This window comes from Caldimonas sp., from assembly GCF_046291045.1.
In the GTDB taxonomy this organism is placed as follows: Bacteria; Pseudomonadota; Gammaproteobacteria; order Burkholderiales; family Burkholderiaceae_C; genus Caldimonas.
The window spans coordinates 1-2,630 of sequence record NZ_JBKBSL010000083.1; the positions used below are offsets into that span (position 1 = coordinate 1).

Consider the following 2,630-nt stretch of genomic DNA (forward strand, 5'->3'; position numbering starts at 1 on the left):
GCGCTGGGCAACACCAACCCGGCCCTGTACGTCACGCTCTCCACGGTGGGAACGGTGCAATGCGCACCAACCGCGTACAATGACTTGACGAACCGGCTCAACAACGCCGTAGTCCCAGCCGTCATCACGAGCTACGGACTGAAGCTGTTTCCAGGTGATCCGCTGGCGAACGCCAAAACGCAAAACGCCATCGTCACCGCGTACAGCCATGGCCTGGGGATAGCCAGCACAGCAACTGAGATCGTCAAGCAGGCGACGATCCAATCCGCGTTCGTGCAGGCTTACTGCGGCGTTTTTGCACAGGCAGGGGACAGCAACCGCGCTGCCTTGTGCTACTCGGTTGGGATGGGGGCCTACCAGACCAACCAGACCTACCAAGTGCTTGCCAAGATCGCCGAGTCCTCGATGCCCAAGCTCAAGTCGGCCATCGAGATCATCCAATACTCGGTATTCCCGATCATTCTAGCGTTTGCCATCGTCGCCGGGCATCTGTCGATTCGAGTCCTCAAGACCTATGGCCTGAGTCTGATATGGATACAACTGTGGCCGCCCTTGTACGCCGTCGTGCACTACATCATGACCGTCAAGATGCAGACGTACCAAAACGCGCTCGGCGCGGCGGCGGCGACACTACAGGGATCGGGACAACTCGTGAGCATGGCGGTCTCCGACCAAGCGGTGGCGGGGATGCTCGTGGTCGCCATCCCGCCCATCGCGGCGGCCCTGGTCAAAGGCGGCGAGGTCGGCTTGCAGGCGGTCGCCGGGCTGGTCAGTGCACCCCGCACGGCGGAGCGACAGGCGGTAGATATTGCCAAAGGCAACGAATCCGTTGGGCAGTTTCGCACGGCTGGTACGGTGGACTACTCGACCACACCCACGCCGGTGCTGGCGCAACGAGGCGCAGACGGCAGCTACACCTACATTCACCCCGACGGCTCGACCACGTTCAACGTCGGCACCGCCATGGACCGGGCGTCGTTCCGTGTCTCATCCGCAGGCCGTGAAGCGCGGGCGCTCACACAGCAATCGGAAGCGGTGGAGACGGCGGCCATTTCACAGACGCTGGCCGCTGGAAAGGAAATCGCGGCGGCCTACAGCCGGGTGGGGGATTTCGTCCGCGCACACGGCAAAGGCTCAAGCAGCGGAACCGGCTTCACGGACAGCGACGCGGCCCGCATCAGCAAGGCGTTTACCGAAGCCCAAGACATCGCTCGGCGCTTCGCGCAGAAACACGGCCTGTCCGAAGAACAGGCCACCCAGGTGCTGGGGTCTGTTCAAGCCGGCGTAGGATTGGAAGCCTTTGGTACCGGCGTGACCGCGCAGGCCAGGTTCATGGGACGCTCGGACGCTGCCGAATCCATCGCCAAGGACAAAGAAGAAGCCTTCAAGGAAGCCAAGGCGTTCCAGCAGGCGATGGAGCGTGTGCGTCAAGTGGCGCGTGAAGAGAAGTTCAACACCGGCGAAACCTCGGAAGCCAAGGCGATGCGCGGTGTGCGCGCAAGCCTCGATGAAGCGCGGCGCCAGTCGGATCAGGCGGCGGCGAACTGGCAGCAGTCGCTGGCCTACAAGGAGCTTGCCGGCTACGCCCGCGAAGGGTCGTTGACCGTGGATCAAGACTTGACCACCCGTATCATGGATCGCCTTGCCACGGAGAGAGCCACCATCGACGGGCACACCTACAACGGATTCCGCCGGGATGAAGTCGATGCCCTCATGCGCATGAACAACCCGGAGATGCGGGCGCTCGTGGAGCGCATTGCCAATGAAGAAACCGCCAAGCTCCTGCAAGAACGCTACGGCAACCTCAAGACACCAGAGGACGTGCGCGCCTTCTTCAAGCGAGGGCTAAATCAGGTGGGCGACCAAGACGGTGTGGCCGCTCAAGGCAAGCAGTGGCTGGGCGATGTGCAGCAACAGGGGAAAGCGGCAGGCGTTGACCCGGACAAGAGAGTCACCAGCCGCCTGCCTGGGCGCGTCAACGAGCAGATCGGCAAGGTCGAGGCAGACGTGAATCGAGGTCAGGGCCTCGTGGCTGGTGCAGGACAAGGGTTGCAAGGGTTTGTCGAAAAAGAACTCGACAATCCATCGGTGGCGGCGCGTGCAGCATCGAATGCGGGTGAAGCAATTTTGCCAAAGGGATCGACATACCTGCTCGATAAGATTGCCGACGCTGCCCCAGGGTCGTTTGCTCAACGCACGGCGAAGACTTATGAAGGAACGGCATGGGAGGCGGCATTAGAAACCGGTCTGTTTGCCGTTACGACGTTTTGGGGAGGCCCTGTTGCGGGACGTGCAGCGGGGAAAGCAGCAGGCCCGTGGTTGGGCAGGAAATCTGGCGATGAAGCCGCTGAGAAGATTCTGAAAGAAAACGCTACGACTAAGGAAGGTTACAACTTCCCAGGATTAACTGGCCTCGTCGCCGATAAAGAGCGCCGAGAGGCGATTGAGAAGGTAACTGCTACCACTATGCGGGATGGGCGCATATTGGGTGTTGGCGCGGGGGCCGTGGCTGGCAATTATGCTGCCGAGAACTGGCAAAAACCGATCCAACTGTTTCAGGCGGCTTGGCAACAAGGAGAGCAATGGGCATCGGGATTGCTACCAGGGCAACCAATGCAGCCCGTGCAGCA

General features: G+C 61.3%; 1 protein-coding gene. It reads left to right on the plus strand.

Annotated elements, in window-relative coordinates; genetic code table 11:
- On the plus strand, positions 1-2,630 hold a 2,630-nt coding region (locus tag ACK4ZD_RS15460), incomplete at both ends, for a conjugal transfer protein TraG N-terminal domain-containing protein (RefSeq protein WP_409664096.1).